This is a genomic window from Pseudarthrobacter sp. BRE9 (assembly GCF_031844305.1).
GTDB lineage: Bacteria > Actinomycetota > Actinomycetes > Actinomycetales > Micrococcaceae > Arthrobacter.
The window spans coordinates 602,258-628,162 of record NZ_JAUZUY010000002.1 but is presented as its reverse complement, the minus strand read 5'-3'; the positions used below and the strand labels follow the sequence as shown (position 1 = coordinate 628,162).

Below are 25,905 nucleotides of genomic sequence, written 5' to 3'. Positions count from 1 at the left end.
ACATGAGCGACGAATTTTCCGTGGAAAGCGTGTACGCCGAACTGCTGGGACGGGCGCCGGAAAACAAGATGGAGCCCCGGCTGGCGCCGCTGTTCCGCGCGATGGACGTGCTGGGCGAGCCCAACAAGGCGTTCCCGATCATCCACGTCACCGGGACCAACGGCAAGACCTCGACGTCCCGGATGATCGAGTCGGTGCTCCGCGCCCACGGCCTGAGCACCGGGCGCTACACCAGCCCGCACCTGTCCAAGGTCACGGAGCGGATCAGCATCGACGGCCATCCGGTATCTGACGAGACGTTCGTCAGGATCTGGGATGAAATCAGGCCCTACCTGCAGATCGTGGACTCCGAACTCGAAGCCGAGGGGCAGCCGCGCCTGACCTACTTCGAATGCCTCACCATTTTGGGCTTCGCCGTCTTCGCTGACCAGCCGGTCAACGTGGCCATCATCGAGGTGGGCCTGGGCGGCATTACCGACGCCACCAACGTGGGCGACGGCCAGGTATCGGTGGTGACGCCGATCTCGCTGGACCACACCGACCTCCTGGGAGACACCACGGAGGACATCGCCCATGAAAAGGCCGGCATCATCAAGCCCGGCGGCTACCTTATCAGCGCCGCCCAGCCCCTCGATGCGGCCCAGGTGCTGCTGGAGAAGGCCAAGGAAGTGGGCGTACCTTTCCGCTTCGAGGGCGTGGAGTTCGGCGTCGAGTCGCGGGCAGTGGCTGTGGGCGGGCAGATGGTGACCATCCAGGGCATCGCCGGCCGCTACCCGGACCTCCTGGTGCCGCTGCACGGCGCCCACCAGGCGCAAAACGCTGCCGTGGCGGTGGCCGCTTTGGAGGCGTTCTTCGGCGGTGAAAAAGAACTCGACGCCGAAGTGCTGCAGGAAGGCTTCGCGGCCGTAACGTCGCCCGGCCGCCTGGAGGTGGTCAGGACCGCGCCAACCATCATCGTGGACGCCGCCCACAACCCCGACGGCATCAAGGCCTCCGCCGCCGCACTGCACGAAGCATTCACCTTCACGAGGCTGGTCCCCGTGGTGGGCGTGCTCAAGGAGAAGGACGCCGAGGAGATCCTGCGCGAACTCAGGGAGTCGCTGGGGGACATGGCGGTGGAGTACTGCTTCACCCAGTCCAACTCTCCCCGGGCGGTTCCGGCCGCTGAGCTGGCCGAGCTGGCAATTGACTTGGGATTTGGCGAGGACAACGTGCACGTCGCCGAGCAGTTGGACGACGCACTTGAATGGGCGGTGGAACGGGCCGAAGCCAACGACGACCTTTCCGGCGGCGTGCTGGTCACCGGCTCCATCACCCTGGTGGCAGAGGCCCGGATCCTGCTCGGAAAAACGGAGGCGTAGCCGTGGCGAGATTGACCAAAGCCCAGCGCGAGTGGCGTCCGGGCATGCCAAAGAAGCGCCGCTCCACCAAGGTGATGTTCGCCTCCACGGTGCTGCTCCTGGAAGCGTTCGTCATGTTCTTTGCCACCCTGGCGGTATTTGGCCTGCGCCGCGGAGAGTTCCCGCCGGCAGTGATTCTTGGTGTGGGTATTGCCCTCAGCGTGGTGATGATCTTCGCCTGTGCGGTCCTCAACAAGCCTTGGGGCATCGGGCTGGGATGGATTTTGCAGCTGGTCCTGATCCTCACCGGCATCTTCGAGCCGGCCATGTTCCTGGTGGGCGGGCTCTTCGCTCTGGCCTGGTGGTACGGAATCCGCACCGGCATCCGGTTGGACCGGGAGGCCGCGCAGCGCGCACGTGAACAGGCCGAATGGGAAGCTGCCCACCCGGACGGTGCCGCCGGCCCTGCCCAGCCGCAGTCACCGTAGGCCAGTCCCCGACGGCCCGTCCCGGGAAACCCGGCCCCGTAGACTTATCCCGAAACCCCACCAACGCATTGGAGCAGTTGTGACTACAGAGCGCACCCTTGTCCTGATCAAGCCCGACGGCGTCGCCCGTAACCTGACCGGCGCCATCCTGGCCCGGATCGAAGCCAAGGGCTACAGCCTTGTTGAACTGAAGAAGGTTGACGCCACCCGTGAGCTGCTGGAGCAGCACTACGAGGAGCACGTGGGCAAGCCGTTCTACGAGCCGCTGGTGGAGTTCATGCTGAGCGGACCCGTTGTGGCGGCCATCTTTGAAGGGCACCGCGTCATCGAGGGCTTCCGGTCACTGGCCGGCACCACGGACCCCACGACGGCGGCCCCGGGCACCATCCGCGGCGACTTCGGCCGGGACTGGGGCCTGAAGGTCCAGCAGAACCTGGTGCACGGCTCCGACTCAACCGACTCCGCCGAGCGCGAGATCAAGATCTGGTTCCAGGGCTGACACCCCAAGGACAGCAGGAAGCCCCTGGTTCTTCGGAACCGGGGGCTTCTTCCGTGCCGGGGGCTTTTGCCGCCTGCTCTAGAAGCCCGACGTTCCGGCGAAGACCTGGATGAACGCGAAGAAGATGGTGGCGACGACGGCCACATACAGCAGTGCCGTGATGATCCAGCCCGAATCACCCAGCACCCGGGCAGGCCCTGCAGGCAGGGGAATCACCCCGGCGGTGATGTTCCTGATGGTGGTCCACACGAAGAGCGGAATCATGGCCGCCCAGACAATCATGCAGAACGGGCACAGGATGTGGATCGAATACAGCGCCTGGGACCACAGCCACACCACGAACGCGAAGCCGAGCGTGACGCCGACCTGCAGCCCCATCCAGTACCACCGGGCAAAGGTGGCGCCGGACAGCAAGGCCGTGCCCACCGTGATGATGATGGCGAAGGCCACGATGCCGATGAACATGTTGGGAAAACCGAACAGCGAACTCTGCCACGTCTGCATGACCTGGCCGCAGGAGATCCAGGGGTTCACGTCGCACACGGTGGTGTGGGTGGGGTCCTTGAGTACCTCGAGCTTTTCCAGGACCAAGGTTCCGGAGGCAAGCCAGCCCACGATTCCGGTGATGACCAGCAGCCAGCCGAAGGGCCTGTTCCGGGTCATCCGCGGAACGCCTGCGGCAGCAGTGGCCTGCGGATCCGTGGCCCTTTCCTGTTGATGGGCGCTGACGGGGGAGGTGCTGGGCATGGGTGTGGCGTCCTTTTCGTCCGGTGCTCCTGTGCCTGATTGTAACGCCGGAGGCTGGAGCCGCCACACAGAAACAGGATCAGCAGCGCCTGCTTCCGCGGCGATCCGGCGCGGATGTGAGAGAATGAACGTGGCTGGAAGCCGATCCACATTCGGACTCCGGTCCGGTGGTATGTTCCCAAGACCGCCAATGATGGGCAGGGCAGGCTTCGGATTCTTCCGGCACTCCCGCCACTCCATTGGGCGGCACCTGGTTGTGGCACGCAGAACAACGGGTTTTCAGAACATCCACCGGCTCCCACGGGCTGCCGCACCCCAATGACGGTGCGAACCTGGGAGTATCCACTTGACTTCTGTCAACGCCTGCGGGTTTTGACAATATGTGCCCCAATGGGTGCCGGATGTGGCGGTACGTCAGGGGCAGGAGTGTTGCCACATATGGACAATGATCAGGAACTGGCCGTTAACGATGATGCAGCGGTTGCCGGGGCTGCTGCTCCCAAGAGGGCTGTACGTACCCGCCGCAAAGCGGCTCCCAAGACCGACGATGCACCGACAGATGCCGTGACAGGTGTCGTAGCGACGGCGCCGGAAGCGCCCGCCCCCGAAGCGAGCGGCGACTCGCCGGCGGAGGAAGCCGCCGCGGCGGCCAAGGCCCCGGCGCGGCGCACACGCGCCCGGAGGAAAGCCGGCATCGCCGAACCCCTGCCCGCCTTCGCTGATGAAGCCGAAGCGGCGGCACCCGCTGCCGGCGTTGCGGCCGTCGACGCTCCGGCATCGGAATCGGACGCGCCCGACGAAAGCCCTGAAGCAGTACCTGCCGCCACGGCCACGGCAGACGCCGAAACCAGGCCCGTTCGCCGCCGCCGGGTGGCCACCCGCAAGGTTGTGTCCCCCGCCGCCACGCCCGCAGTGGAATCCGGGGCAGCCGGCGCCATGGTTGCAGAGTCAGTAGCGCCGGAAGCCAAAGAACAGGTTGTCGCCCCCGAACAGGTTGCTGCGCAGGAGCAAGTCGCGGCGGAGGAGCCGGGCCAGGAGCCCGCTGCCCCGGAGGCCGCTTCTGCCCAGGAGCCGGCCCGGGAAACCACGGCCAAGGAAGAGCCCGCACCCGCCGCGGCTGCCAGCCCCTTTGGTTCCCTCTTCCTGGAGCCTGCAACTCCCACGTCCGTGATCTTCCAGGCGCCGGACCTCAGCACCGTGGTCCGTCCCGCAGTGCCCGCCGTCGAGGAGCCTGAAGAGGAAGAGACCGACGACGGCGACGATTCCTCCGGCCGCCGCCGGCGCCGCAGCCGGGGACGCAGGGGCCGCAGCCGCATCGGCGACAGCGCAGACGAGGACATCGAGGGCGACAACGCCGAGGCCGACGCCGAGGACGAGGCCGACGAAGACAGCGCCGTGCAGCTGGAGGAGGGTGTCACCTCCCGCCGCCGCCGTCGCCGCCGCCGCGGTGACCAGGACCTCGAACTGACGGGCGGCGGGGAAGACGACCCGCCCAACACCGTCACCCGCGTCCGTGCGCCGCGCGCCGTCACCGAAGCGCCGGTCAGCAACCGGGTCACCAGTGTCAAGGGTTCCACCCGCCTGGAGGCCAAGAAGCAGCGCCGCCGCGAGTCCCGCGATACCGGCCGCCGCCGCACCGTCATCACCGAAGCAGAGTTCCTGGCCCGCCGCGAATCCGTGGACCGGCAGATGATCGTCCGCCAGCGCGACGACAGGATCCAGATCGCCGTCCTCGAGGACGGCGTCCTGGCCGAACACTTCGTGTCCAAAACCCAGCAGGACTCGCTCATCGGCAACGTGTACCTGGGCAAGGTCCAGAACGTGCTGCCGTCCATGGAAGCTGCGTTCGTGGACATCGGGCGCGGCCGCAACGCCGTGCTGTACGCCGGCGAAGTGAACTGGGAAGCCGTCAACCTCGAAGGCAAGCAGCGCCGGATCGAGAACGCGCTGAAGTCGGGCGACACCGTCCTGGTCCAGGTCACCAAGGACCCCGTGGGCCACAAGGGCGCCCGGCTCACCAGCCAGATCTCCCTTCCCGGCCGCTACCTGGTGTACGTACCCGGCGGTTCGATGACCGGCATCTCCCGGAAGCTGCCCGACGTCGAGCGCAACCGCCTCAAGCGCATCCTCAAGGACCGCCTGCCCGAGCACGCCGGCGTCATTGTCCGCACCGCCGCGGAAGGTGCGTCGGAGGAAGAGCTGACGCACGACATCAACCGGCTGCGCGCCCAGTGGGAAGGCATCGAAAGCCAGTCCGCGTCCACCAAGATCCTGGCGCCCGAACTGCTCTACGGCGAACCTGACCTGACCATCAAGGTGGTCCGCGACGTCTTCAACGAGGACTTCTCCAAGCTCATCGTCTCCGGTGAGGAGGCCTGGGACACCATCGAGGCCTATGTCACGTACGTGGCGCCGGACCTGGTGGGCCGCCTCGAGAAGTGGACCAAGGACCAGGACATCTTCTCCGCCTGGCGCATCGACGAGCAGATCCACAAGGCCCTTGAGCGCAAGGTCTTCCTCCCCTCCGGCGGCTCCCTGGTGATCGACCGCACCGAGGCCATGACCGTGGTGGACGTCAACACCGGCAAGTTCACCGGCAGCGGCGGCAACCTGGAGGAAACCGTCACCAAGAACAACCTGGAAGCTGCCGAGGAAGTGGTGCGCCAGCTGCGGCTGCGCGACATCGGCGGCATCATCGTGATCGACTTCATCGACATGGTGCTCGAATCCAACCGCGACCTGGTCCTGCGCCGCCTGGTGGAATGCCTGGGCCGCGACCGGACCAAGCACCAGGTTGCCGAGGTCACCTCGCTGGGCCTGGTCCAGATGACCCGCAAGCGGATGGGGACGGGGCTGCTGGAAGTCTTCGGCGAGCAGTGCGAGGCCTGCGCGGGCCGCGGGGTAGTGACCCACGACGATCCCGTGGAGCACCGCCGCGCCAACATCGTGGCGGCCGAGCACCACGTCCAGCGCACCGACAACCGTCCCGAAGCCCGCGGGGAAGTCCACCGCACCGAGGCGCAGCGGACCGACACCAGCCAGCCCGGAGTCCGTCCAGAGCGCAAACGGCGGCGCGGACGCGGCGGCCAGCAGCCCGAGGCTGTCCCGGCGCCTGCAGTCCATGTCCATACCGTCGTACCGGACGCGGCAGATGCTGAGCGGCATGCCAAGGCAGAAGCCACCAGGCTGGCCCTGGCGAACATCGCCGCCGCTGCGCACGCGGCGCACCTGCATGACGACGAGGTGGCGGCAGCCCGGCAGGTGCCGGCGGTCGAGCCTGCGCCCGCTCCTGCAGAGGAGAAGCACGACGCCGATGCCCCGGCTCGGCCAGCAGCTGTCCTGACGTTCGGCGGCGAGGAAGTCCCGCTTCCGTTCGTGGAGCACGCCGAGGAGCAGCATCCCAAGCCCGCCCTCACACTGGACCGGCTGGCGGAAGCCTTCGCCCACCTTGGCCAGCCGGCTTCGCCCGTGGAGGATGCCCCGGCCAAAGCCGCGGACACGCTGAGGGCACCCGAACCGGCAGCTCCCGAACAGGAGACCGGCGGGGGAGCGGCAACCCGCGCCACCGCGGAAGCTCCGGCGGAAAAGGACTACTCCGACCATACGCTGGAGCAGTCCCGGCAACGCAGGCCGCGGCGCCACCGGGCTGCCAGCCGCGCCCAGGGCGCTGCCAACGAGACCGCTGTCCAGCAGCACGAAAACGTCCAGTCGACGGCTACGGGGCATTCACACGCAGCCAAGGCCCCCGACACCGCTAAAGCACCGGACAACGCTAAAGCGCAACCTGCCGCAGCGTCGGAGCCGATCATCCTCGGCGTCGGAGTCCCTGCCTCCGAGCTCTGAGCCGCGCAAACCAAAAAGGCGCCACCAGGAAGTCCCCGTCGCGTGGTCCGTTCCCCTGAGAATTTCCGGTGGAACGGACCGCACGGCGGGGACTTCCTGCATGCACCGGTGCTGTCACCTTTCCGCCGGTTGCGCCCCAGCAGCTACGCTGGACACCGACACGGGGTGCCGCGCAGAAGGCCGGCTGAGATCCAGACCCGTTGAACCTGTCCGGCTAGTACCGGCGAAGGGATGTCTCTTGTCTTCGACCCTTTCCATGCCCCTGCCCACCGCGCCCGGTGTCCCCTCCGGGCCTCCCGTGGGCCGTGACGTCCCGCGCGTCCTCTCCATCGCCGGCTCCGATCCGTCCGGCGGAGCAGGGATCCAGGCGGACCTCAAAAGCATTGCCGCCCATGGCGGCTACGGCATGGCCGCGATTACCGCCCTCACCGCGCAAAACACCCGCGGCGTGCAGGCTGTGCACGTCCCTCCGGCCGCTTTCCTTGCGCAGCAGCTGGACGCGGTCAGTGATGACATCAGCATCGACGCCGTCAAGATCGGCATGCTGGGTGACGAGTCGGTGATCCGGACTGTCCGCCAGTGGCTCGAAAAGGTCCGTCCCGCCGTCGTGGTCCTTGACCCGGTGATGGTGGCCACCAGCGGCGACCGGCTGCTGCAGGAATCCGCCGAAGCCGCGCTCCGGGAACTGCTGCCCCTTGCCCACCTTCTCACCCCCAACCTGCCCGAGCTCGCGCTGCTGCTGGGCACGGACCCGGCGGCAAGCTGGAACGCTGCACTGGACCAGGGCAGGCGCCTGGCGGATGCCACCGGGGCCACCGTACTGGTCAAGGGCGGCCACCTGGCAGGCATGGACTGCCCGGACGCGCTGGTGAACACCGCGGGCCTGCTGGCACAGGACGTGGTGGAAGTGCAGGGAAAGCGTGTTGCCACGCGCAACAGCCACGGCACCGGCTGTTCCCTGTCCTCTGCCATGGCAACGGTCCAGGCCCGGGTGGGCGACTGGGAGGCATCGCTGCGCACGGTCAAGCCCTGGCTGGCCGGGGCGCTTGAGAACTCCGGCCAGCTGGAGGTGGGCCAGGGGAACGGACCCGTGGACCACTTCCACCATGTGCGGCCGGTCCTGGCGGAAGGCAGCTTCGCGGCCAGGCTGTGGGCGGAAGCCCAACAGGACCTCGCCGGCATCTACGCGCTGGACTTCATCCACGGCCTGGCCTCCGGCGACCTTCCCGAGAAGGACTTTGCCTACTACCTTGCACAGGATGCCCTCTACCTGAACGGCTACTCCCGCGTGCTGGCGCGGGCTAGCGCCCTGGCCCCCTCGGAGGCCGAGCAGCTGTTCTGGGCACGGTCCGCGCAGCAGTGCCTTGAGGTGGAAACGGAACTCCACCGCTCGTGGCTCAGCACCCGGCCGGCCCCGAACGGCCTGGGCCCCGTCACCAAGTCCTACGTCGACCACCTCACGGCAGCATCGGCGTCGGGCAGCTACGCGGTCCTCGCCGCCGCCGTCCTGCCCTGCTTCTGGCTCTACGCCGAGGTTGGCGCCACGCTGCATGCCCGGTTCTTTGCCTCCGGCGAACCCGACGGGCATGCCTACGCGGACTGGCTGCGCACCTACGCCGACGAGGGCTTTGCCGAAGCCACCCGCCAGGCCATCGCCATCGTGGATGCGGCCGGACGGAAGGCATCCGGGCATGAACGGGCCGCGATGGTGACGGCGTTCAAGCAATCCTGCCGGCTGGAACTGGACTTCTTCGACGCGCCGCGCCTGTACTCCTGATCCATTGCCGGCGGCTGTGCCGGTACTATGGTGGGGCAGGGTGCGGACGCCGGACCTGAGCTGTGGTACCTATCACAGCAACCCGCCGGGAACCAGCCTCATTTGCGGCCGAAGACAAAATTAGCGTAATCTAGATCTTCGGTGCTTACGCCAACACTTGGGTTATGACCCCACGGCGTTGAGGCACAGCGAGAAACCAGGCTTTTGATAGTCGGTTCCGCACGCAAATTTAGTTATAAACGTCGAGAGAAGTGAGTTCCCAAGTGGTGTACGCGATTGTCCGCGCAGGCGGCCGCCAAGAGAAGGTTTCCGTTGGAGACTTCGTTACCCTGAACCGCGTCGCCGGTGGAGCCGGCAGCACCATTGAGCTGCCCGCACTGCTCCTGGTTGATGGTGACAAGGTCACCTCCGCCGCCGCCGACCTGGCCAAGGTAACTGTTACGGCTGAAATCCTCCAGGACCTGCGTGGTCCTAAGATTGTCATCCAGAAGTTCAAGAACAAGACCGGCTACAAGAAGCGCCAGGGTCACCGCCAGGAATTGACCAAGGTCAAGATCACCGGTATCCAGTAACCTTCGTTACAGTTCAGGCATTTCAACAGATTCCCCAGAATTTAGAGGCAGGCATTTCAGATGGCACATAAAAAGGGCGCGAGCTCCACTCGCAACGGTCGCGATTCCAACGCTCAGTACCTCGGCGTCAAGCGCTTCGGCGGCCAGGTAGTTTCCGCAGGCGAGATCATCGTCCGCCAGCGTGGCACCCACTTCCACCCGGGCGCCGGCGTTGGCCGTGGCGGCGACGACACCCTGTTCGCACTGACCCCGGGCGCCGTTGAATTCGGCACCCGCCGCGGTCGTCGCGTGGTCAACATCGTTGCTGCTGCAGCTGCAGAGTAACAACCAGTTCTGAAGCGGTGGAGCGGGCCTAAGGGCCCGCTCCACTGTTCTTTTAACCGCATTACAATCGATGTGGCGTCCCCGGGGCGCCAGGTAAACAGCTTCTGAGGAGATCCACGTGGCCAGCTTTGTAGACCGGGTAGTACTGCACGTATCCGGCGGTAACGGCGGCAACGGATGCGTCTCCGTGCACCGTGAGAAGTTCAAGCCACTGGGCGGTCCCGACGGCGGCGACGGAGGCAACGGCGGCGACGTCATCCTGCGCGTGGACCACCAGACCACCACCCTCCTCGACTACCACCACGCACCGCACCGGCACGCCAGCAACGGCGGACCGGGCATGGGCGACTGGCGCGGCGGCAAGAACGGCGAAACGCTCATCCTGCCCGTACCGGACGGCACGGTGGTCAAATCCAAGGACGGCACCGTCCTGGCGGACCTCGTGGGCGAAGGTGCCGAGTTCGTAGCGGCAGCAGGCGGCATCGGCGGCCTGGGCAATGCTGCCCTCTCCTCGCAGAAGCGCCGGGCGCCCGGATTCGCGCTGCTGGGCATCGAAGGCGAATCCCGGGACGTCATCCTCGAGCTGAAATCCATCGCCGACATCGCCCTGGTGGGCTTCCCGTCCGCCGGCAAGTCCAGCCTCATCGCAGCAATGTCCGCGGCGCGTCCCAAGATCGCTGACTATCCCTTCACCACCCTGGTGCCCAACCTCGGCGTCGTGCAGGCCGGCGACGTCCGGTTCACCATCGCCGATGTTCCCGGGCTCATCGAAGGCGCCAGCGAGGGCAGGGGACTGGGCCACCACTTCCTGCGGCACGTGGAGCGCTGCGCCGCGCTGGTGCACGTGCTCGACTGCGGCACTCTGGAGTCGGAGCGCGATCCGCTGTCCGACCTTGCCATCATCGAAGGCGAACTGGAGAAGTACGCCGTCGACATGAGCTACGCGGGCCAGGACGGCGAAGTGGTTCCCCTGAACCACCGGCCGCGGCTGGTTGCCCTGAACAAGGTTGACCTTCCCGACGGCAAGGACATGGCCGAATTCGTGCGCCCGGAACTTGAATCACGCGGCTACCGTGTGTTCGAGGTGTCCGCCACCAGCCATGAGGGCCTGCGCCAGCTCGGCTTCGCCATGGCAGAAATCGTCAAGGCCGCCCGCGACGCCGTCGCTGCCGCCCCGCCCAAGGTCCAGCCTGCGGTCCTGCGGCCCCGCGCCGTCAACGAAGCCGGCTTCAAGATCCGCCGCGAGGAAAAGAACCTGGAGCCGCTGTTCCGCGTCCTGGGCGAAAAGCCGGAGCGCTGGGTCAAGCAGACAGACTTCACCAACGAGGAAGCCATCGGCTACCTGGCGGACCGCCTCGCCAAGCTCGGCGTGGAAACCGAACTGTTCAAGCAGGGCGCCAAGCCGGGCGACACGGTGGTCATCGGCGAGGACGACGGCGTCGTCTTCGACTGGGAGCCCACCATGATGGCGGGGGCTGAACTCCTGGCCTCGCCGCGCGGCACCGATGTGCGGTTCGCCGATATCGGTGACCGCCCCACCCGCAGCCAGAAGCGCGAGGAGCAGCAGGAGCGCCGGGATGCCAAGGCTGCCGCCCGGGCCGAGCTCGAGGCGGAACGGAAAGCCGGTATCTGGACCGAATCCGTCAGCGGCCGCCGCGCCGCCCACCCCGTGAAGGAGAGCGGACTGGAAGCGGACGATGACCTCTAGGGGCATGACTGCGGAATCCGCTGAACGTGCCGCGGAAAGAAGCGCGCTGGCAGGTGCCCGCCGGATTGTCGTGAAGGTGGGATCCTCCTCGCTGACCAGCATCAAGGGCGGCATTTCGGAGGAATCCCTGACCGCCCTGGCCGACGCGCTGGCAGCCAAACGCAACGCCGGAGCCGAGATCATCCTGGTGTCCTCCGGTGCCATCGCCGCCGGACTGGCCCCGCTGGGGCTGGCCAAGCGGCCCCGCGACCTTGCCACCCAGCAGGCGGCAGCCAGCGTGGGCCAGGGACTGCTGATGGCCCGGTACACGCAGGCCTTCGGTGCGCACGGCGTCACCGTCAGCCAGGTCCTCCTCACAGCTGAGGACCTGATGCGCCGCAGCCAGCACACCAACGCCCTCCGCGCCATGGACCGCCTGCTGAACCTGGGCGTGGTCCCTGTCGTGAACGAGAACGACACCGTTGCCACCCACGAAATCCGCTTCGGTGACAACGACCGGCTCGCCGCCCTGGTGGCGCACCTGGTGCGTGCCGATGCACTGGTGCTGCTGTCCGACGTCGACGCCCTCTATGACGGACCGCCCGCCCAGGGTGCCAGGCGCATCCCCCTGGTCACCGGCCCGCACGACCTCGAAGGGGTTTCCATCGGCAAAGCGGGCAAGGCCGGAGTGGGCACCGGTGGAATGATGACCAAAGTGGAAGCTGCCAGCATGGCCGCCGGTTCGGGAATCCATGCCCTGGTGACCTCCACGTCCAACGCCGCGGCGGCGCTGAACGGCGAGGACGTCGGCACGTGGTTCTCCGTGAACGGTTCCCGCAAGCCCGTCCGGCTCCTGTGGCTGGCGCACGTTGCCTCGGTGCAGGGCCGCCTTGTCCTGGACGATGGGGCGGTGCGCGCCGTGCGGCACCACCGCACCTCGCTGCTGCCGGCGGGCATCTCCGCGGTGCAGGGCGACTTTGAAGCGGGCGACGCCGTGGAGCTGGCAGGAGCCGACGGCACCGTTGTTGCCCGCGGCCTGGTGAACTACTCATCAGAGGAGCTGCCCCGCATGCTGGGGCGGTCCACCCGGGAGCTGGGCGAGGAACTGGGCAGCGGCTATGACCGTGAAGTTGTTCATGTTGATGACCTAGTGCTGGTCTGAGGCCAGGGCTCGCCTAAACTTGGATCATGACTGAAGCCCTGATCCACGCTGCTGAAAATTCCGGAACCACTGCTGCGCAGGCGCAGCCGGGTGCCGCTGCAGACCCGGGATCAGCTGGCGCACCGCTTTCCGCCGGGGAGGTTGAGGCCGCTGTCCACGCCATCGCGGACCGGTCCCGCCATGCCGCCCGCCGGATGGCCACCGCCAACCGGGCCTGGAAGGACCGTGCCCTCCGTGCCGTCGGGGCCGCCCTGCAGGAGAATTCACGGGCCATCCTCACGGCCAACGCCATGGACGTGGACAAGGGCAAGGCCAACGGCACCTCCAAGGCGCTCCTGGACCGGCTCACCCTCACCGAAGCCCGCATCACCGGGCTGGTGGCCGCCCTTGAAAACCTGGCCAACCTCCCCGACCCCGTAGGCAACGTGGTGCGCGGTCAGACCCTTCCCAACGGGCTGCGCCTGCGCCAGGTCAACGTGCCCATGGGCGTGGTGGCAGCCATTTACGAGGCTCGCCCCAACGTCACCGTGGATATCGCGGGACTGGCCCTCAAGAGCGGCAACGCCGTCATCCTGCGCGGCGGCAGTGCTGCCGAGGCCACCAACCAGGTCCTGGTACGGGTGCTCCGCGAAGCACTTGAATCCGTTGGCCTTCCCGCCGATGCCGTCCAGACCGTGGACCAGTTCGGCCGTGCCGGTGCCAATATCCTCATGAAGGCCCGCGGCCGCGTGGATGTGCTGATTCCCCGTGGCGGCCGGGACCTGATCCAGACCGTGGTCACCAACTCCGCTGTGCCCGTCATCGAGACGGGGGAGGGGAACGTCCACATCTTCATTGACGAGTCCGCTGACGAAAACATGGCCGTTGAGGTCCTGCTCAACGCCAAGACCCAGCGGCCCAGTGTCTGCAACACTGTGGAGACGCTCCTGGTCCACTCGGGTTCAACGGTGCTGCCCGCCGTCGCCGACGCCCTGCGCGCCGCCGGCGTTCGCCTGCACGTCGACCCCCGCGTCAGTGCCGCGTTGCCCGGGGTCGAGACCCAGCAGGCCACGGATGTGGACTGGGCAACCGAGTACATGGACCTGGACCTGGCCGTGGCCATGGTGGACAGCCTCGATGAAGCAGTCCAGCACATCCGGACCTGGTCCACCGGGCATACCGAAGCGATCCTCACCAACAGCCTTGCCAATGCCGAACGGTTCATCGCCGAGGTGGACTCAGCGGCGGTGATCGTCAACGCTTCCACGCGGTTTACCGACGGCGGGGAACTGGGCCTTGGTGCGGAGGTGGGCATTTCCACCCAGAAGCTGCACGCCCGCGGCCCCATGGGCCTGACCGAGCTCACCACCACCAAGTGGATTGTCCAGGGCGAAGGCCAAGTCCGCGCGTAGCAACGCGGTAACATAGACCAGAACCCGGAAAGCAGCGGAAGGTTCCGCTGCCCATTAATCCTTGAACAAGGGGAGAAAATGCTGCTCCAGCAGATTGCCACGTCCGTCGCCGCCGCAGGCGAATCAGGCCATGAGGAGCTTGCGCCTCTGTGGGCTGAACCGTGGGTCTTCGGCGTGTCCATGTTCGGCATCCTGGTGGTGCTGATGTTCATTGCCTGGTCCTACAACAACCTGGGCAACCGGCACGCAGCCACGGACGAGCATGCCGATCCGCACCGCCAGCACCCCAACAAGCACGATCGCGGGCAGGGCCACTAAGATTTCGCACAACCTGCAACGCAATGGGGCCCGGGGGAGGCTGCGGCTGGGCGTGATGGGCGGGACATTCGATCCCATCCACCACGGCCACCTTGTGGCGGCCAGCGAAGTCGCGGCGGAGTTCGACCTCGATGAGGTGGTCTTCGTCCCCACCGGGCAGCCATGGCAGAAGTCCCATAAACAGGTCAGCGAGCCAGAGCACCGCTACCTCATGACCGTGATCGCCACGGCGTCCAATCCGCGCTTCACCGTCAGCCGTGTCGACGTTGACCGCCCAGGTCCCACCTACACCATCGACACCCTGCGCGACCTCCGGGCCCAGCGCCCCGACGCCGACCTTTTCTTCATCACCGGCGCGGACGCCCTGGCGCAGATTTTGTCCTGGAAGGACATTGACGAACTGTGGTCGCTGGCCCACTTCGTGGGGGTAACCCGTCCCGGGCATGTCCTTGACGGCATGGGCCGCGACGACGTCAGCCTCCTGGAAGTTCCGGCCATGGCCATTTCGTCGACTGACTGCCGCGCCCGCGTGGCAGTGAACCACCCGGTCTGGTACCTGGTCCCCGACGGGGTGGTCCAATACATCGCCAAGTACGGCCTGTATTCGGATCCGGCGCCTGCAGGCGCGGATGAACAAACTTCTGAAGCACGCGAACCAGCCAGTACTGAATGAGCCCTCAATGAGTCAGGAACAGCCCCCAATCCGCAGCCGCCGGGAACTCCGGAAGGCCAGGGACGCCCAGCAGGCCTCGCTGCCCGCCACTGGGCAGCGCCCGCCTGCCGCGAACCGGCCGGCCGACGCCGCGCCCGCACCGGCAGGACAGGATGCGACGGCGGGCTCCCGCTCTGCAGGCACCGCTTCGCCGGCGCGGCCCCAGGCTTCGGGCCAGGCGGCTTCAAGCCAGGGGGCCGCAGACCAGACGGCCACCCAGCGTTCCTCCCAGATCCGTGCCCGTGACCGTGCCGCGCTTCGCACCATCAAGGAGCTTGAGGAAAAGGAAGGCCAACTTGCTGCCGGGGGACCGCCCACCCGGCGCCAGTTGCGGTTGCAGCAACTCAAAGAGCAGGCACTGACGGCCGCCAACCCCATCGTGCCGCCGGCGCCTGTCCCGGCCCCCACGGCTACGCCCGCACCGCATGCCGTTGCGCCGGCAAAGACTGTGGGCGCAAGGGAAACTAATGGCACAGCAAAGACTGTCCGCCCGGCGGCCGCGGCAACTGCTGAAAGTCCAACACCGCCTTCCGGAAGCACCCCGGACGGGATGACGGTTGAACAGGCGCTGGAAGCACGGGCTCTGATCGCCGCACAGGCCAGGAACCAGATCGCCAAAATGGAGCACATCGCCTCCATGGATCCGGAAGCCGTGGATCCGGAGATCCTGGCTGAGCAGATTGCCTTGGCCGAACGGGCAGCGGTCCTCAACCGCAGGGCCATGGCGCGGCAGAAACTTGCTGAACAGGCGGGTAGTCCTGCCAGCCCGGCCAGGGAAGCCGCTCCAAAGGACAAACCCGGCCCGGCCAGGGAGGCCGCGCCCGGCGACAAGCCGGGCCCGTCCACCGCCAACAACCTGGCGATGGTGACGCCGCTTGAGTTCGTCCAGGTGCCCGGCGTCGAACGTCCGGTGATGAAGCCGCCGGCAACCTCGCATGTTCCGGTCACCACCAGGCCCGGCACCAAGGTTCCGGGAAAACGCAAACCCGCCACCCGTTCCAAGGCGCCTGCGCCTGATTCCGCCACCGGCCGGTCCCAGGTCATCGCCCGTGCCGAGGCAGCGGCCCAGGCGGCCAGCCGTCCCAAGCGGGTATCGGTTCCGGAAATCCCGTCTGAGAACCACGCCGAGGATCTCTTTGAGGACCTTCCCCGCGTTCCAGCCCGCTCCGCCTATGGCCTCGACCCCCTGGACGCCGCTACTGCCGGCCTTTCAAGGGCCCGGCGGAACCGAATCCTGCAGTTCTGCATCCTCGCGTTCGGGATCCTGGCCCTCGTTGCCGGCATCATCCTGATCGTCAGCGGCATGTCCCGCTGACCCGCACCGGCATCACCACTTAATCAAACAAGGAGTCCCGTGACTGCAACCCAATCGTCCATCGCCACAGCCCGCACGGCCGCCAGGGCCGCCGCCGACAAGATCGCGCAGGACATCGTCGCCATGGACGTGAGCGAACGCCTGGCCCTGGCCGACGTCTTCCTCATCGCATCGGCGCCCAGCGAACGCCAGGTCAACGCCATCGTCGACGGCATCGAAGAAGAACTTGCCAAACAGGACCTGCGCCCGGTGCGCCGCGAGGGCCGCTCCGGCGGCCGGTGGGTCCTGCTGGATTACGCCGACGTTGTCATCCACGTCCAGCATGAGGAGGACCGGGTGTTCTACGCACTGGAGCGTCTCTGGAAGGACTGCCCTGTAGTGGACCTGCAGCTCGGCGACGACGCATCCGCGAAAGCCGGGGCAATTGCCGAAATCGAGTAAGCCGCGCCGCACCCTGAACGTGTGCGGACGGTGAATATTCCCGATTTGGAATTTTCGGAATTGCTGTTCTAAGATATTTGAGTTGCTTCGGGGGAGACCTTGGAGAAAGCTCCTTGGAGCAGCAACAATCCGGGGCTGTGGCGCAGCTGGTAGCGCACCTGCATGGCATGCAGGGGGTCAGGGGTTCGAGTCCCCTCAGCTCCACCGGCGAGTCCGCCGGAACCATCAGGGTTCCGGCGGACTTTTTCATTTCCGGCTGTTCTGCCCACCTTCGAGTGGCTGGGGTGAACGGCAGGATTCCCCGACGGAGCTGGCCCGCTCCGGGGAGTGTTGGCGGCCGATTGGCGTGCAGCGGAAAAGTGCATTACTCTGGTCAGGTTGCTCCGGCGAATTCGACCGGAAGGAACAAGAGTACGGGGCTGTGGCGCAGCTGGTAGCGCACCTGCATGGCATGCAGGGGGTCAGGGGTTCGAGTCCCCTCAGCTCCACCGGTACACGGAAAAGGGAACCATCGCATTCGCGGTGGTTCCCTTTTTTCGTTGTCTGCCCGACCCTTCCTGGTCTCCCTGGTTGAAGGGCCTGCGCCGGTGAAAACTCTTCCCGCGCAGGTCAAAGGGGGGTACAACTGGACATTGAGGGCACATCGTCCCGCCGCCCGGCCGCTTTCATCCCAAAAGCGGGGACGCGGGACAGGCTGACGAGGAGGTCACAGATGTCCCACGCAGATGGTTCCGGCCGCAGCCCGAACGGCGATTCTGTTCCGGAGGAATCGCGCGTGACGCGCGATACCGCCATCCGGGGGCCGGCGAGACCCGCTCCGTATGTCGGCGCGGGCATCCTGCTGGCCGCCGCCATCCTCTTCCCGCTTATGCCGCAGCTCTATTCCTTTGATGCGCCCAGGCTGGCCGGGATGCCGTTCTTCTACTGGTACCAGCTGCTCTGGGTGCCGATCTCGGCCATACTGACCGGCACGTCCTATTGGCTGGTGACCAGGGAAGACCGACGACGGCGGGCCGAGGTACGTGCAGGCGGGCCACCGCGGGCAGGCGCCGCCTCCGCCGATGCCGGGTTGGGAGGGGACCGGCCATGAACGGACGCGAGATCAACTGGACTGCCCTGGTCATTGTCGTGCTGCTCTTCGTGGTCGTGGCCGTCATGGGCTTCCTGGCTGCCAAGTGGCGCCGTGGCACAGAAGTGGAAGGCCTGCACAGCCTGGACGAATGGGGCCTGGGCGGCCGCGGATTCGGCACCTGGATCACCTGGTTCCTGCTGGGCGGGGACCTCTACACCGCGTATACCTTCGTGGCGGTGCCGGCGGCAATGTGGGCTACGGGTGCGGTCAGCGGCTTCTTTGCCGTCCCCTACACCATCGTCCTTTATCCGATCATCTTCATCATCATGAGCCGCTTGTGGTCGGTGTCCCACCGCCACGGCTACGTCACCTCCGCGGATTTCGTGGGCGGGCGCTACGGCAGCCGCTGGCTCTCGCTGGCCGTCGCCGTCACCGGCATCGTGGCCACCATGCCTTACATTGCGCTGCAGCTGGTGGGCATCAAGGCGGTCCTGACGGTCCTTGGGCTGGGCAGCTCCGGCAACGTGCTGCTGACCGACCTGCCGCTGATCCTGGCCTTCGTGGTCCTCGCCGCGTACACCTACACCTCGGGGCTTCGGGCGCCGGCGATGATCGCCGTCGTCAAGGACCTCCTGATCTACCTTGCCGTGATCGTGGCCGTCATCTACCTGCCCATTAAATTCGGCGGCTGGGACACTATTTTCAGCTCGGCACAGGCGAAGCTGGGCACGGTGAACCAGGCCACCGGAAAGCCGGCAGGCGTCTTCATCCCGGGCGCCGCCAACTACTCCGCCTATTGGTCCCTGGCATTGGGTTCGGCCATGGCGTTGTTCATGTATCCGCACTCGGTGACGGCAGTGCTGGCCTCAAAGGCCCGCAATACCATCCGGCGCAACGCCGCCATCCTGCCCCTGTACTCACTGATGCTTGGTTTCCTGGCGCTGCTGGGATTCGTGGCCATCAAGGCAGGCACCAAGCCCATAGACCTGGACGGATCGGTCAATCCGCAGTTGGTGGTTCCGCAGTTGTTCCTCGACCACTTCCCGGCCTGGTTTGCGGGGATAGCGCTGGCTGCCATCGCCATTGGGGCCCTGGTACCCGCGGCCATCATGTCGATCGCGGCGGCGAACATGTTCACCCGCAACATCTACCGCGACTTCATCCGGCCTGACGTCGATCCCAGGACCGAGGCGAAAGTGTCAAAGATCGTCTCCCTGGTGGTGAAGGTGGGCGCACTGGTCTTCGTGATCGCCATGGACCAGTCGGCGGCCATCAACATGCAGCTGCTGGGCGGCATCTGGATCCTGCAGACCTTCCCGGCCGTGGTGGCGGGCCTCTACACCCGGTGGTTCGACCGCTGGGCGCTGCTTGTCGGCTGGGCGGTGGGAATAGTCTTCGGCACCATCTCCGCCTACAACGTGGTCAACCCAATAACCAAGGCCCACTTCGGCGGCTCTGTTGCCCCCATCCCCGGGACGGATTTCAGCGTATATATCGCCGTGTCCGCGTTCGCGCTGAACCTGGTCGTTGCCGCCGTCCTGACCCTGGTGCTGCGGGCCCTGAAGGTGCGCACGGGCAAGGACCTGACCCGGCCCACGGACTACGCCGCGGACGAAACGGACCCGAAGGTGGTGCAGATCGAGAAAACCCAGCGCTTCACCCAGCCCGGCGGTCCTTCCCCGGTGCCCTGACCCCGGCGCCTGACCACGCCGCCCTGACCACGGCGGCCTGAGGGCACTGACACCTTACAGCCCGACTTACAGCCAGGCGGTGCGCCGCAGCGGCGGTTCCTCCCCGCCCGGGCGGCGCACCAGGACCTGGTTGACTCCGGTGAGCCCGGTTTCGAAGCCTATGGCGCTGCTCGCCATGTACAGCCGCCAGACTCGGGCGCGTCCCGCGCCGGCCAGCTTCACCGCCTCGTCCCAGTTCTGCTCAAGCCGGCTTACCCACGCCCGGAGCGTGAGAGCGTAGTGCCGGCGCAGTGCCTCCACGTCGAGGACTTCGAACCGTGCCGCTTCCAGGGCTGTCACCATCTCGCCGAGGCTGATCATTTCGCCATCGGGAAAAACGTACCGGGGGATGAATGAGTCCGGGTCCGGGCTGGTGGGGCCGGCGTTCCAGGAGATGGCATGGTTCAACAGCCGCCCGCCGGGCCGGAGCAGCCCGTAAAGGGCCGCGGCGTAGGCAGGGGTTTGGGCACGCCCGACGTGTTCGGACATCCCGATGGAACTGATGGCGTCGAACGGACCGTCCCGCACGTCCCGGTAATCCTGCACCCGGATGTCCACTCTCTCTGTCAGGCCGGCATCCGCTGCACGCTTGCGGGCCAGGCCGGCCTGCTCCGTGGAGAGGGTCACCCCCACCACGGTGACGCCGTACCTGGCCGCAGCGTGGAGGGCGAAGCTGCCCCAGCCGCATCCCACATCCAGGACACGCATCCCGGGCCGAAGGCCAAGTTTGCGGCAGACCAGGTCCAGTTTGGCCTCCTGGGCAGCGTCCAGGCCAGCCACCTTCCCAGCATCCGGCCCGCCCCCGGCCGTGGCTTCGGTGGCGACGGCGGCGTCGGCGGGCCACACTGCGCAGGAATAGACCATCGTTGGTCCCAGCACGAGCGCGTAGAAGTCGTTGCCGACGTCGTAATGATGCGAAATGGCCGCCGAATCGCGGCGACGGGTGTGCATCCTGCCTTTCCTGGCGATGCGGGCTTCTTCCGGGGGCGGGGCAGGGTTGGGCCCGATCGCCCCGAGCCTTACCGCGGTGCGCAGCAGCAGCCAGAGCTCGCCGGCGGACAGCGGTCGGAAAGGCCCGGGCTCGGCGAATTTGCCGGCCGAGCTTAACGCCGCGAAGGCCGCGAAGATGTCGTCCGGGGTGTCGATTTCACCTGCCACGTATGCGCGGCTCAGCCCCAGCTGTCCCGGCGACCAGAGGATGCGCCGCAGGGCTTTTCGGGACTTGAACTCAAGGACGGGTGCGTCCGGGGGTCCCGCTTCCGAGCCATCCCATGCGCGCAGGCGCAGGGGTATCTGACCGGTTCCCAGTACCACCCCCAGGGCCTTTTCCAGCCGGGCAGCATGCCCAGTGCTTCCGGTTCCGGTCAGTGCGCCTGCTCCAGTGTCCATGCGCCCACCCTAAGGCCGGACTGCCCTCCGCGACTATCATGGGCAGGTGATTCCTGACCCAACCGACGTAGTGGTCATCGGGGCAGGCCAGGCCGGCCTGTCGGCCGCATACCATCTCCGGCGCCGCGGCCTCGACTATGCCGTGCTCGACGCCGAGGAAGGTCCGGGCGGCGCGTGGCGGCACCGCTGGAGGAGCCTGCGCATGGCCACGGTCAATGGGATCAGCGATTTGCCGGGCATCGCCAAACCGGAAGTGGACCCGGCGGAACCGAGCTCGGAGTTCCTGACCCGCTACTTCGGAAGCTACGAGGCTGAGCTGGGTCTGTCCGTTCACCGGCCCGTGAAGGTCCAGGCTGTCAGGAGGGAAGACGACAACCCGGCCGGGCGCCTGAGGGTCGAAACCACGCACGGGGACTGGAGCGCCAGGGCGGTCATCAACGCCACCGGTACGTGGACCCGCCCGTTCTGGCCCATCTACCCGGGCCAGTCCTCCTTCCGGGGCAGGCAGCTTCACGTCGCCGACTACGTCTCCGCCGGGGAGTTCCGCGGCAAGCACGTGATCGTGGTGGGCGGTGGCATTTCCGCCGTCGGCCTCCTGGAGGAGATTTCCCGCGTCACCACCACCAGCTGGTTCACGCGCAGGGAACCGGTGTGGCGCGACGCCCCGTTCGATGCCCAAGCCGGGCACGACGCCGTGGCGCTCGTCGAGGACCGTGTCCGCAAGGGACTTCCACCGCAAAGCGTCGTTTCGGTGACCGGCCTCATCTGGACCCCTGCCCTCCGTGCGGCCAGGGAACGGGGTGCCCTGGACCGGCAGCCCATGTTCACGTCCATCGAACCGGACGGGGTCCGCCGCGCCGACGGAAGCCTCCTCAAGGCCGACGTCATCCTGTGGGCCACGGGCTTCAGGGCCGAACTGGAACACCTCGCCCCGCTTCACCTGCGTGGACCCGGCGGCGGAATCGCCATGGACGGAACCCAGGTGGCGGCCGAACCGCGCGTGCACCTGGTGGGTTACGGGCCGTCGTCGTCCACCATTGGAGCCAACCGTGCAGGCCGCGCAGCTGTGGCTGCCATCCTGAAACTGCCTGGAATGGCGACGGCGGCGGAAACGGTAACGTGGGGTTGACCATCCTGGACGCGGGGCGGGCAGCGGCAACAGAAGGCGGCAGGACACCGGTGGCAGTAAACACGTTGGCGGACATCTTCCAGGTCCTGCGCCGGCGGCCCGACGTCGAAGCCCCCAACCTTCAGGCTTGGGACGCCACGGACCGGCTGCTGCTCGAGACCGGAGTGCAGCTTGGGCGGGCGGGCAGTACCGTGGCGGTGATCGGTGACCGCTACGGGGCCCTGACGCTCGGCGCTTCGGCGGTGCTTGCCCCGGCGTCGCTGCGCGTGCACCAGGACCTGATCACTGGGGAACGGGCACTCCGGCTTAACGCGGCGGACTTGGCTGCTGGGCACATCGCGGCAGAGACAACGTTTGTCCAGCTGCCCTTGGGGCGCGAACTGCTGGCAGGAGCAGACACGGTCCTGCTGCAGCTTCCCAAAACCCTGGCGGAACTTGAAGAGATAGCTGCCGCCGTGGCCCTGCATGCCGCACCGGAAGTCCGGCTGCTGGCAGGAGGCCGGGTGAAACACATGTCACTGGGCATGAACGCTGTGCTTGAACGGTACTTCGCTTCGGTGCAGCCGCAGCTCGCACGGCAAAAATCGCGGGTCCTCCTTGCCGCCGGACCCAAACCCCCCACCTCGGCGCCACGTTTCCCGGTGGTGGAGCACCTGGCGGAGCTGGACCTTGACGTCGCCGCCCACGGCGCTGTTTTTGCTGGCCCCAGGCTGGACATCGGCACCCGTTTCCTGTTGACGTTCCTGCCCGCGATGAAACCTGCCCGGCACGCCGTCGACCTGGGGTGCGGCACCGGAATCCTCGCCGCGATGTACGCGCGGCAGTTCCCGGCCGCCGCGGTGACGGCGACGGACCAGTCCGCAGCCGCGGTCCAGTCCGCCCTTGCGACCGCCCGTGCGAACGGTTTGGGGGACCGGATCACCGTTCTGCAGGACGACGCGCTGAGCACCTTCGCCGAGGGCACCGTGGACGCCGTGCTCCTCAACCCGCCCTTCCACGTTGGTGCCGGCGTCCACGCCGGCGCCGGCCTCAAGATGATTGAGGCGGCAGGGCAGGTGCTGGCTCCCGGGGGTGAGCTGTGGACGGTCTTCAACCGGCACCTGGCCTACCTGCCCGCCCTGGAACGGAACGTCGGACCCACCGTGGTGGAGGGCCGGAACCCCAAGTTCACCGTCACCCGCAGCACCCGCACTCCCCGCTGACTGGAACGGCCGCCCGGCCACCCGGGACCGCATCCGGACCCAAGAAACATGCACGCCGCGCCGCTGCCCGCACGTATGGGCGGGGGCGCGCCCTTAACGTACGATTCAAAGCAGCATCATCAGCAGGTAGCCGAAGACGTTTAGGGGACACAGTGTCTGAGATCCGCCAATCTTCTCCGAGACGCGGAACCAACTTGCCCAGGATGGGGGACTTCAACCTCACCGTCATCCTTGACGCAATCCGCAGGACGTCCGGCGGCCTGAGCCGGGTGGAGCTGGCCCAGATCGTGGGCCTGTCCCCGCAGACCATTTCGAATATCTCGCGCCGCCTGCTGGACCAGAACCTGATTGTCGAGGCAGGCAAGGAAGGCAGCGGCCCCGGCAAGCCGCGTACCATCCTCCGCCTCAATCCCGGGGGCATGTACGCCCTGGGTGTCCACCTGGATCCGGCGGTGACCACGTTCGTGGTGCTGGACCTGGTGGGGTCGGTGGTCCGGCACTCGCAGATCAAGACGCCCGGTGGAAATGACCCGTCCGCCGTCATCACCACCATCGCCACGGAAATCGACCAGCTCGTCGCCGATTCCGGCGTGGACCGCAGCCGTATCGCCGGTCTGGGCGTAGCTGCCCCCGGGCCCATCGACCTGGACAACGGCACCGTGGTGGATCCGCCACTGCTGCCCGGCTGGGACAGGGTGGAACTGCGGGAAGCGCTGGCCGCAGCCACCGGTTACTCGGTACTCGTTGACAAGGACGTCACCAGCGCCGCCGTGGCGGAAACGTGGGCCGGCGGCCCCAGCGGAGCCGGCAGCTTCGTCTTCATGTACATGGGTACAGGCATCGGCTGCGGCATCGTGCTGAACGACGAGGTGGTCCGCGGCACGTCCGGCAACGCCGGCGAGATAGGCCACATCATCGTGGATCCGGATGGGCCGCCCTGCGACTGCGGCCTGCGCGGCTGCGTCAAATCGTCCTGCATCCCGCAGGTCCTGGTGGCCGAGGCGGAAGCAGCGGGCATCCTGGACGGATCCCGCGAGGGAAACAGCGGAGCCGAAGTCCAGCAAAGCTTCTCCCGGCTGTGCGCCCTCGCCGACGGCGGGGACGAACGTGCCGCCGCCATCCTGGACAAGTCCGCCGTCCTGGTCGCCCGCGCCGTCTCGGTGGTCACCAACACCCTCGACGTGGAACGCGTGGTTTTCGGCGGCCCCTTCTGGAGCGGGCTGGCAGAGCGTTACCTGGAACGGATTCCGCCACTCCTGGATGCGAACAGCGACGTCCGGCTCATCCACCCCATCGAGGTTGTGGGCACGGGCGTGGGGGAGGACGTGGGAGCCATCGGCGCCGCCTCCCTGGTCCTGGAACATACCCTCGCTCCCCGGGCCCAGCGGCTCCTGCTGGAAAGCTGACCTGACATGCTTCGCCGGGCATCGAAAACAGTCTCCCTGTTGGCCGCCGCTGTGCTGGCGCTCGCGGCCTGCACCCCCGGAAATCCGGCCGAGGGAAACAAGACCATCAAGGTCGCCTACCAGAAAACGGACTCGTTCACGGCCCTGGACACCATGTTCCAGGACGCGAAAAAGGAGTTCGAGGCCGCGAACCAGGGCGTCACCGTCGAGCTGCAGCCCATCCAGGCCAACGACGACGATTACGGTACCAAGCTGGCCCTGGCCCTGCGCTCACCCAGTACTGCTCCGGACGTCTTCTACGAAGACACCTTTAAGGTCCGCTCCGACGTTGACGCCGGGTACCTCCTGAACCTGGACAGCCGGCTGGAAGGATGGGGGGACTGGGACAAGTTCGACGACGCCGCCAAGGAGGCGGGGAAAGCGGACGACGGCGGCACGTACGCAGTGCCGCTGGGCACCGACACACGTGCCATCTGGTACAACAGGAGAGTCTTCGAGGCCGCAGGCGTCGCGTTGCCCTGGCGGCCGTCCAGCTGGCAGGACATCCTGGACACCGCCAGGAAAATCAAGGCCGCCAGCCCTGACGTGATCCCGTTCAACATGTATGCCGGCAAGGGCACCGGTGAAGGAACCGTCATGCAGGGGTTTTACGAACTCCTGTATGGAACGGGAGCAACGCTCTATGACACTGATTCGAAAAAATGGGTCGTCGGCTCCGCCGGTTTCAAGGACTCGCTGACCTTCCTCAAGACGCTCTATAGCGAAAACCTCGCGGTGGCACCGGCCGAGGCGCTGGACCCGAACGTCTGGAAGAAGGTGTTCGGCGAATGGTTCCCGAAAGCAAAACTCGGGGCAACCGTGGAAGGTTCCTACGCGCCGTCGTTCTGGCAGGACGGCGGAAGCTACGCCTGGCCGGGGTACGAACAGGAGATGGGCGTGGCCCCGTTCCCGACGCAGAGCGGCGGCGCTCCCGGCGCAGTCAGCATGTCCGGCGGCTGGACCCTGGCCGTGGGTGCGGAAACCAAGCAGCCCGATCTTGCCTTCACCTTCCTCACCACGGCGCTCAATGCGAAGAACTCGCTGGCGTTCACGGTGGCCAGCTCGCAGATCGCCGTCCGGACCGACGTAGCCGCTGACCCTGCCTACCAGTCCGGCAACCCGTTTGTGAAGGACGTGTCCGGCCTGGTCGCCGTCACCAAATTCCGGCCTGCCACTTCCGACTATCCACGGATTTCGGCTGCCGTCCAGGAAGCCACCGAGGCCGTGATCACGGGCAGCAAGACCCCTGAGCAGGCCGCGGCCGACTACGACACAGCCGTGGCCGGCATTGTAGGCGGCGACAAAACCATCCGGAAGTAGCG

The 25,905-nt window shown here is 66.9% G+C and carries 22 protein-coding genes, 2 tRNA genes and 1 riboswitch; of the genes, 22 read left to right on the top strand and 2 right to left on the bottom strand.

Translation table 11 applies throughout. The features are described from left to right. Nucleotides 1-2: 2 nt before the first annotated feature. From Q9R31_RS07800 to ndk, 3 genes are all read left to right on the top strand, one after another. Nucleotides 3-1,361: a folylpolyglutamate synthase/dihydrofolate synthase family protein gene (locus Q9R31_RS07800; protein ID WP_311262137.1), complete on the top strand. Its 1,359-nt coding sequence runs from the start codon at nt 3-5 to the stop codon at nt 1,359-1,361. Between the two features lie 2 nt (nt 1,362-1,363). After that, nucleotides 1,364-1,828, top strand: a complete 465-nt coding sequence (locus tag Q9R31_RS07795) for a DUF4233 domain-containing protein (protein ID WP_311262136.1) — start codon at nt 1,364-1,366, stop codon at nt 1,826-1,828. Between the two features lie 79 nt (nt 1,829-1,907). Then, nucleotides 1,908-2,327 carry a nucleoside-diphosphate kinase gene (ndk, locus tag Q9R31_RS07790; protein ID WP_018769466.1) on the top strand — a complete coding sequence of 140 codons (420 nt, stop codon included), beginning with the start codon at nt 1,908-1,910 and terminating at the stop codon, nt 2,325-2,327. A 78-nt stretch (nt 2,328-2,405) separates the two neighbouring features. Here the strand turns inward: ndk and Q9R31_RS07785 are convergent, their stop codons facing one another. Continuing rightward, nucleotides 2,406-3,074, bottom strand: a complete 669-nt coding sequence (locus Q9R31_RS07785) for a vitamin K epoxide reductase family protein (protein WP_311262135.1) — start codon at nt 3,072-3,074, stop codon at nt 2,406-2,408. A gap of 438 nt (nt 3,075-3,512) precedes the next feature. Between Q9R31_RS07785 and Q9R31_RS07780 the strand changes: the two genes are divergently transcribed. The 15 genes from Q9R31_RS07780 to mctP all read left to right on the top strand — a co-directional run bounded on the left by Q9R31_RS07780 (nt 3,513) and on the right by mctP (nt 19,379). Further along, nucleotides 3,513-6,917 carry an Rne/Rng family ribonuclease gene (locus Q9R31_RS07780; protein ID WP_311262134.1) on the top strand — a complete coding sequence of 1,135 codons (3,405 nt, stop codon included), beginning with the start codon at nt 3,513-3,515 and terminating at the stop codon, nt 6,915-6,917. Between the two features lie 151 nt (nt 6,918-7,068). Beyond that, a riboswitch (TPP riboswitch) is annotated at nt 7,069-7,166 on the top strand. A gap of 7 nt (nt 7,167-7,173) precedes the next feature. Further along, entirely contained in the window at nt 7,174-8,694 is a 1,521-nt protein-coding gene (thiD, locus tag Q9R31_RS07775; protein WP_311262205.1) for a bifunctional hydroxymethylpyrimidine kinase/phosphomethylpyrimidine kinase, read from the top strand. A 263-nt stretch (nt 8,695-8,957) separates the two neighbouring features. Continuing rightward, nucleotides 8,958-9,266 carry a 50S ribosomal protein L21 gene (rplU, locus tag Q9R31_RS07770; protein WP_079596325.1) on the top strand — a complete coding sequence of 103 codons (309 nt, stop codon included), beginning with the start codon at nt 8,958-8,960 and terminating at the stop codon, nt 9,264-9,266. A 60-nt stretch (nt 9,267-9,326) separates the two neighbouring features. Beyond that, the gene (gene rpmA / locus Q9R31_RS07765) at nt 9,327-9,590 is read left to right on the top strand and encodes a 50S ribosomal protein L27 (protein ID WP_009372867.1); all 264 of its coding nucleotides are present in this window, start codon (nt 9,327-9,329) and stop codon (nt 9,588-9,590) included. A 118-nt stretch (nt 9,591-9,708) separates the two neighbouring features. After that, a complete protein-coding gene (gene obgE / locus Q9R31_RS07760) occupies nt 9,709-11,298 on the top strand; it encodes a GTPase ObgE (protein ID WP_311262133.1) in 1,590 nt (529 codons plus the stop codon). 4 nt (nt 11,299-11,302) lie between these two features. Further along, nucleotides 11,303-12,439 (top strand): glutamate 5-kinase, encoded by a 1,137-nt coding sequence (gene proB, locus Q9R31_RS07755; protein WP_311262132.1) that lies wholly within the window; start codon nt 11,303-11,305, stop codon nt 12,437-12,439. Between the two features lie 26 nt (nt 12,440-12,465). Continuing rightward, complete coding sequence (locus Q9R31_RS07750) at nt 12,466-13,830, top strand: glutamate-5-semialdehyde dehydrogenase (protein WP_311262131.1); 1,365 nt, start codon at nt 12,466-12,468, stop codon at nt 13,828-13,830. Between the two features lie 78 nt (nt 13,831-13,908). Then, on the top strand, nt 13,909-14,148 hold the full coding sequence (locus tag Q9R31_RS07745) for a hypothetical protein (RefSeq protein WP_311262130.1): 240 nt from the start codon (nt 13,909-13,911) through the stop codon (nt 14,146-14,148). A gap of 55 nt (nt 14,149-14,203) precedes the next feature. Next, a complete protein-coding gene (nadD, locus tag Q9R31_RS07740; protein ID WP_397428216.1) occupies nt 14,204-14,821 on the top strand; it encodes a nicotinate-nucleotide adenylyltransferase in 618 nt (205 codons plus the stop codon). 7 nt (nt 14,822-14,828) lie between these two features. Continuing rightward, a complete protein-coding gene (locus Q9R31_RS07735; protein ID WP_311262129.1) occupies nt 14,829-16,175 on the top strand; it encodes a hypothetical protein in 1,347 nt (448 codons plus the stop codon). A 39-nt stretch (nt 16,176-16,214) separates the two neighbouring features. Then, entirely contained in the window at nt 16,215-16,616 is a 402-nt protein-coding gene (rsfS, locus tag Q9R31_RS07730; protein WP_311262128.1) for a ribosome silencing factor, read from the top strand. A gap of 131 nt (nt 16,617-16,747) precedes the next feature. Further along, nucleotides 16,748-16,820 (top strand) — tRNA-Ala (locus Q9R31_RS07725). Nucleotides 16,821-17,031: 211 nt separating this feature from the next. After that, a tRNA-Ala gene (locus Q9R31_RS07720) sits at nt 17,032-17,104 on the top strand. A gap of 224 nt (nt 17,105-17,328) precedes the next feature. Beyond that, nucleotides 17,329-17,706 (top strand): DUF3311 domain-containing protein, encoded by a 378-nt coding sequence (locus Q9R31_RS07715; RefSeq protein WP_311262127.1) that lies wholly within the window; start codon nt 17,329-17,331, stop codon nt 17,704-17,706. After that, nucleotides 17,703-19,379: a monocarboxylate uptake permease MctP gene (gene mctP / locus Q9R31_RS07710; protein ID WP_311262126.1), complete on the top strand. Its 1,677-nt coding sequence runs from the start codon at nt 17,703-17,705 to the stop codon at nt 19,377-19,379. The genes Q9R31_RS07715 and mctP overlap by 4 nt, the downstream gene beginning before the upstream one ends. Before the next feature lie 66 nt (nt 19,380-19,445). Here the strand turns inward: mctP and Q9R31_RS07705 are convergent, their stop codons facing one another. Beyond that, on the bottom strand, nt 19,446-20,807 hold the full coding sequence (locus Q9R31_RS07705; RefSeq protein WP_311262125.1) for a class I SAM-dependent methyltransferase: 1,362 nt from the start codon (nt 20,805-20,807) through the stop codon (nt 19,446-19,448). A gap of 46 nt (nt 20,808-20,853) precedes the next feature. Between Q9R31_RS07705 and Q9R31_RS07700 the strand changes: the two genes are divergently transcribed. The 4 genes from Q9R31_RS07700 (at nt 20,854) to Q9R31_RS07685 (ending at nt 25,903) form a co-directional block, all read left to right on the top strand. Continuing rightward, nucleotides 20,854-21,936: an FAD-dependent oxidoreductase gene (locus tag Q9R31_RS07700; protein ID WP_311262124.1), complete on the top strand. Its 1,083-nt coding sequence runs from the start codon at nt 20,854-20,856 to the stop codon at nt 21,934-21,936. 50 nt (nt 21,937-21,986) lie between these two features. Next, nucleotides 21,987-23,138 carry a methyltransferase gene (locus Q9R31_RS07695; RefSeq protein ID WP_311262203.1) on the top strand — a complete coding sequence of 384 codons (1,152 nt, stop codon included), beginning with the start codon at nt 21,987-21,989 and terminating at the stop codon, nt 23,136-23,138. Between the two features lie 203 nt (nt 23,139-23,341). Beyond that, complete coding sequence (locus tag Q9R31_RS07690; protein WP_311262123.1) at nt 23,342-24,544, top strand: ROK family transcriptional regulator; 1,203 nt, start codon at nt 23,342-23,344, stop codon at nt 24,542-24,544. A gap of 6 nt (nt 24,545-24,550) precedes the next feature. Next, the gene (locus Q9R31_RS07685; RefSeq protein WP_311262122.1) at nt 24,551-25,903 is read left to right on the top strand and encodes an extracellular solute-binding protein; all 1,353 of its coding nucleotides are present in this window, start codon (nt 24,551-24,553) and stop codon (nt 25,901-25,903) included. Nucleotides 25,904-25,905 lie beyond the last annotated feature (2 nt).